This window comes from Microbulbifer sp., from assembly GCF_036563125.1.
Lineage (GTDB): Bacteria > Pseudomonadota > Gammaproteobacteria > Pseudomonadales > Cellvibrionaceae > Microbulbifer.
In genome coordinates this window covers 1-5,569 of the sequence record NZ_DATCMV010000149.1, presented here as the reverse complement: position 1 = coordinate 5,569, position 5,569 = coordinate 1, and the positions used below count along the sequence as shown (strand labels likewise).

The window sequence follows — 5,569 nt, the reverse complement described above, 5'->3', positions numbered from 1 at the left end:
TGGCGCGACTGCGGTCTGTGGCATCTGCAATCCCGCAGTCCAGAGCGGGATGCGGTGGAGGGGCTGGATAACCAGTCGCCGGTATTCACCACCCGCCTGCTGATCGGAGCCGACGGTGCCCGCTCGCGGGTGCGCGATATGCTGCGCATCCGCACCCGGGATGTGGAGTACCAGCAGACCGCGCTGGTGTGTGTGGCCAAGTGTGAACAGTCCCACCAGTCCACCGCCTGGCAGCGCTTCCTGGAGACCGGCCCGTTGGCATTCCTGCCGCTTTCAGGGCTCGGTGACGACCGTCACTGCGCGGTGGTGTGGTCAGCCGATGACAGTCTCGCGCGTGAGCTGGTGATGCTCGACGACAAGGCGTTTGCGCTGAATCTCGAGAAGGCGTTTGAGAGCCGTCTCGGCACCATCGAATCCGTGAGTGAGCGCTTTTCCTTCGCCCTGCGCGCGCGCCACGCGGAATCCTATTTCGGTCCAGGCGCGGCGCTGATCGGCGATGCCGCCCACAGCATTCACCCACTCGCCGGGCAGGGAGTCAACCTGGGTTTTATGGATGTTCTGGTGCTGACAGAAGAAGTCGGCCGCGCGCTCAAGCGCGATATCTCGCCGGCCCACGCTTCGGTACTGTCCCGCTACCAGCGCCGCCGGCGCGGTGAAAATGCGGCCACCCTCAAGGCCATGAGCACTTTCAAATCCCTGTTTGGCGCCGGCGACCTGCACTGGCGCTGGCTGCGCAATACCGGCCTCAGCATGGTGGACGCGAGCCCGCTGCTGAAAAAGCGCATTATCATGCGCGCCATGTCGGTGTAGTGGCTGGTCGACAACAGACAAAACGCGGCGAGGTTGCCGCGTTTTTCATATGTGCACCATGCCGGAATCCCGAGCTTTATTTTGTTACAGTCCCCGTCCGATATTTATGTGTTGCCGTATTTCTGAAAGGGCCCGGATTTGAGTAACTGGATTACCGTCTGTGAATTCCCGCTGCAGCAGGACCTGTCTGCGCTGGCGGCGTTTATCCAGCGCCACCAATTGCCGCTGCGTATCAGTGAAGAAAACAATCGCCAGCGGGTGGCGAGCCTGGCGCCGCAACTTGTCGAGCCGATGCAGCAGTTGCTCGCGCGCTGGCAGGCAGGCGAGGTGGATCTGGCACAGTTGACGGTGCACGTGTATGAGGAGGCCCCGGCACAGCCGCAGCAAGAAGATACTGTTTCTGCGGATGCCGAGGTAACCGCAGGTTCGGGCGTCGAAGAAAAAACGCCGGAGACTTCCGCTGCGGGCGAGCCGAGTCAGCAAATGCCTCACTCGGTGATTCCCCAGTGGCCGCTGCGGCAGACACCGGTTAGCCTGCTTTTGATTGCGCTGTGTTTTCTTGGTTGGTTTCTACTGCGCCAGGGTTGGATAGAAGGGCTGGTGATCTTTCCGCAGCAGGAGGGGGATTTTGACATCTCTCGCTCGTCTCTTGCCTGGCACCTTGGTCAGGGAGAATTCTGGCGCCTGTGGACGCCGGCGATTGTGCATTTTTCCCTGCCACACGCGCTGTTCAACAGTCTCGGCATCTGGATTGTGGGGCGCTCGCTCGAGGCCCGCGCCGGTAGCGCGTGGTTTGCGCTGTTGGTATTGCTGAGTGCGCCGGTATCCAACCTCGCACAGTATTTCTGGTCGCCGCAGATTTTGTTTGGCGGGATGTCCGGCGTGGTTTACGCGCTGATCGGCGCGGCCTTTGTCATCCAGCGCTGGCAGCCCCAGTGGCGCGATGTGCCCTCGTCACTTATCTGGATGGCGGTGGTGTGGTTGCTGGTGTGCATGCTGGGGGTGGTGGATTATTTCATCCCCGGTGGTATCGCTAACGCCGCGCATATCGGCGGCTTTGCCGCGGGGCTGCTGCTCGGCGTGCTGTTCTGCGTCGCCGGCGGCGGGCAGCGCTACTTTGCCGGGCATGCCGCCAATGCCGCGGAGCCAGGACAGGTACACAAGACCTTCTGATTTTTTGCCATGTTACTACTGATCATCTATGTACTGGTCGCACTGGGATTTTCCTTTCTCTGCTCCATCGCCGAGTCGGTGATTCTCAGTGTGACCCAGCCGTATATTTCCCTGCTGGAACGTGACGGTCACAAATCCGGGCGGGTGCTGCGGCGGTTGAAAGCCGATATCAACGCGCCGCTCGCGGCAATTCTTACCCTCAACACCGTGGCCCATACCGTCGGTGCTGCCGGCGCTGGTGCACAGGCGGCGGCGGTATTCGGCAGCCACTATCTCGGCATCGCATCCGCGATTCTGACGCTGCTCATCCTGGTGTTTTCGGAAATCATTCCCAAGACCCTGGGGGCGCTGTACTGGCGTCAACTGGCGCCGGTCACCGCTTACGTACTGCGCTACCTGGTAATACTGCTGAAGCCATTTGTGTGGCTGTCGGAGTGGCTGACCCGCGGGCTCGCCCACGGCCCCGTGATGACCGGCTTCAGCCGCGAGGAGTTTGCGGTCATGGCGGAACTGGGCGAAGCGGAGGGGCAGCTCGAGCGCCACGAGTCCAGCATCCTGCACAACCTGTTCTTTACCCTGCGGGATCACACGGTGCGCGAGGTGATGACACCGCGTACGGTGGTGTTTTCCCTTTCCCAGGATATGACTCTTGAGGATGCCTACGACGCGGTGGAGAAAAGCCGATTTTCCCGCATCCCCATCTACGAGCACGACGATCCGGATCTGGTGGTGGGATTTGTGCTGAAACAGGATCTGCTACAGGCGTATTGCCGCGGCGAGCGCGACAGCGAGTTGCGGGCGCTGCGCCGGGATCTGCTGATGCTGCCGGAAACCGCCGCCATCTATCAGGCATTTCACAAGATGCTGGCGCGCCGGGTACAAATCAGCGCAGTGGTGGATGAATACGGCAGTCTCGAGGGGCTGGTGACGCTTGAGGACATCCTCGAAACACTCTTGGGCGAAGAGATTGTGGACGAGGCGGACAAGACCCCCGACCGCCAGGAACTGGCCAAACGCCTGTGGCGCCTGCGGGCAAAACGCCACGGTCTGCGGGTAGATGAAGCCGCCCGGCGCGAACAGGAGGGGCCGGAACCCCAGGAAAAACTGCGCGAAGAAATTCACCGTCAGCTGCAGGAGAGCGAAAACCTGCGTGGGGAACAGGGTTCCGCTGGGAAAGATTTCGATGCATCGGGGACAAGTAAATCTGCCGATAAAGAAGAAAAAAATTAGAACCCGGGCGCGGATCGCGGGTCTCAGATGCTGTGAGACCGGATTGAACTAGCACTTGCAGGCCATTCGCAAAACGGAAATCTGCAACGGTTCATCGCAAGCCCCTTGAAAAATACCGCCAGTGGACGGATAACAACCTAACGAAAACAACGAATTACCTGGTGAGCTCGTAACGTGCGTTTCGGAATCCTCCTAATACTGTTGCAATCCATGCTGCTCTGCGCCGAAGGCCGCGCGGAGTCGCAATTGGCGCAGCTGGATTCCTCTGACAAAGTCGTGCGTGTGCTGCTGCTAAATAGCGGCCAACAACAGCAGGATGAGACCGACGACCCTGTCGCCGTTGCTCAGACACAACCCCAGATGGTATCGGCCAGCGTTGCCGTACCTGTTTCTAATCCAGTCGCTATCCCGCCTTCTGCGGCGCGCGCCGCACATTCCATCCGCGGACCTCCGGCCCGACATTAATTTTCCTTTGTTGATCAGTGTTATCGAATGGTGCCGGCGGCTCTCTATTTAGCTGAGGGCTCTCCGCCTTGTCGCCGGCACTAAAAAAATAATCGGGGTGCATTCGCTCGGGGTTTTCCGCTTTACCCCCGCAGCGGCAGTTTGCGCCCGGAAAAACCGAAGAGAATTGTTGTTATGAAAAAACTGGATCTGATCCCGCTGGAAGATGCGGACAAACTGGTTTTCCCGGAAGAATTTCATGAGCTCACGCTGAATTCCCCGGCGCTCAAATTCGTTACGGACTTCAAGAAACACCACCCAGCGGTGCTGACCGCTTCCATGTCGGCGCTGGACGCCGCACAGGTGCTGCGCACGGGTCACCTGTCGTGTGTTTTGGTGATGGATCACCGCGGGGACTTTATCGGTCTGCTCACCGCGGAAGATGTTTCCTACCAGCGGGTGATGCAGTGTGTGGCGGCGGGGCAAAACCGCGGCGACCTGACGGTGGGTGACCTGATGCACCGCCGCAACCGCCTGCAGCAGTTGAGTTACCAGCAGTTGCGCGGTGCGGCGATTCGCGATGTGCTGGAAACCATGCGTCGCGGAGGCCAGCGCCACTGCCTGGTGGTGGATGTGGACAACCATCATGTGCGCGGAGTGATCAGTGCGGAAGATGTGACGGCACGCCTGCACATGGAGTATCCGATCGACAGACCGGAGAATTTCGCCGAACTGCTGCGCGCGGTGGCCGCAGTCCACTAGCAGTACACGAAAAGAAGCTTATTTTCACTTTATTGATCCGGCCCTCAGCGGGCCGGATCAATGGTCTCACCCAGACTGTTGTTTACCCGGAACCATCCGGTAACGCTATAGCGCGGTCGGTTGCTGGTCAGAACCTCGTGGGGGAATTCCTCCGACAGGAAAATCACCATCTGCCCGAAGCGTGGCGCCACCTTTTCGATCACTGTATCGCTCTCCGGCGCATAGATCTGCAGCTCGCCGCCATCCTGCGGCTGCCAGTTTGGTGTCAGGTACAGCACGGTGCTGACGATGCGGTTGGTGCTGCCCTTGAATGCGTCCACGTGTTTTTTGTAATAGCTGCCGCGGTCATAGCGCGCGTAGTGGCATTCGTAGTCGAACAGCCCGAGGAACAACCTGCGGTTCAGTCCCAGGCGCAGGGTTTCTGCCCAGTTCAGGTAGGCCGCTACCGCCGGGTTGGATTTATCCAGCCAGAAGATTTCATCGGTACGCACAAACTGGTTCAGCTGATGTTCCTGGTCGCGGCCGACGCCGGCGCTCTGGAAACGGGCGCGATCGATGGAGCGGAAGTGCCGTAGCAGCGATCCCAGCAGGGCCGGCGGCAGCGGCGCCGGTAGCACGATATAGCCGGTTTCGCGCAGTGCACTGGCAATCCGGTCCAATGGATCTTCATCATCGGGACCGCGGCGCCAGATTTCATCGGCCGGGGTAGGCATGGGGACAGCGTTCAAACAGGTATTCCGCGAAGTGCCGGAGCGGCGGGTTGAGGAGGTCGCTATTTATACAGTTCGATCTCCCTTCACGCCAGCAAAAATACCCCGCTGCCGGCCTATTTCAGCGCAGTAAGATCCCACCCGGTGAGCAGGATGGTGATGGTCACCACACCCACCAGCAGGTTCATCGGCAGACCCACCTTGAGGTAGTCCGAGAACTGGTAGCCGCCAGGGCCGTAAACCATCAGGTTGGTCTGGTAACCCAGGGGGGTGGCGAAGCTGGCGGAGGCGCCCATCATGATCGCAAACATGAAGGGCTCCGGATTCAGGCCCGCGCTGCCGGTCATCTGCAGCACGATGGGTACCATGATGATGGCGGCGGCGTTGTTGGTGACCATCTCTGTGAGTGTGGATACACACAAGTACACCAGCACCAGCAT

Annotated in this window: 6 protein-coding genes; 4 read left to right on the top strand and 2 right to left on the bottom strand. The window is 59.9% G+C overall.

The window, feature by feature from the left end:
• From VIL80_RS12640 to VIL80_RS12625, 4 genes are all read left to right on the top strand, one after another.
• The coding region (locus VIL80_RS12640; RefSeq protein WP_332036458.1) for an FAD-dependent monooxygenase at positions 1–810 on the top strand (810 nt) is incomplete at its 5' end.
• A 138-nt stretch (positions 811–948) separates the two neighbouring features.
• Entirely contained in the window at positions 949–1,983 is a 1,035-nt protein-coding gene (locus tag VIL80_RS12635) for a rhomboid family intramembrane serine protease (protein WP_332036457.1), read from the top strand.
• Between the two features lie 9 nt (positions 1,984–1,992).
• On the top strand, positions 1,993–3,213 hold the full coding sequence (locus tag VIL80_RS12630) for a hemolysin family protein (protein WP_332036456.1): 1,221 nt from the start codon (positions 1,993–1,995) through the stop codon (positions 3,211–3,213).
• A gap of 639 nt (positions 3,214–3,852) precedes the next feature.
• The gene (locus VIL80_RS12625) at positions 3,853–4,419 is read left to right on the top strand and encodes a CBS domain-containing protein (RefSeq protein WP_332036455.1); all 567 of its coding nucleotides are present in this window, start codon (positions 3,853–3,855) and stop codon (positions 4,417–4,419) included.
• Between the two features lie 44 nt (positions 4,420–4,463).
• Here the strand turns inward: VIL80_RS12625 and VIL80_RS12620 are convergent, their stop codons facing one another.
• Positions 4,464–5,147, bottom strand: a complete 684-nt coding sequence (locus VIL80_RS12620) for a 2OG-Fe(II) oxygenase (protein ID WP_332036454.1) — start codon at positions 5,145–5,147, stop codon at positions 4,464–4,466.
• Positions 5,148–5,245: 98 nt separating this feature from the next.
• Positions 5,246–5,569: SLC13 family permease (locus VIL80_RS12615; protein WP_332036453.1), on the bottom strand; the 324-nt coding region annotated here is incomplete at its 5' end.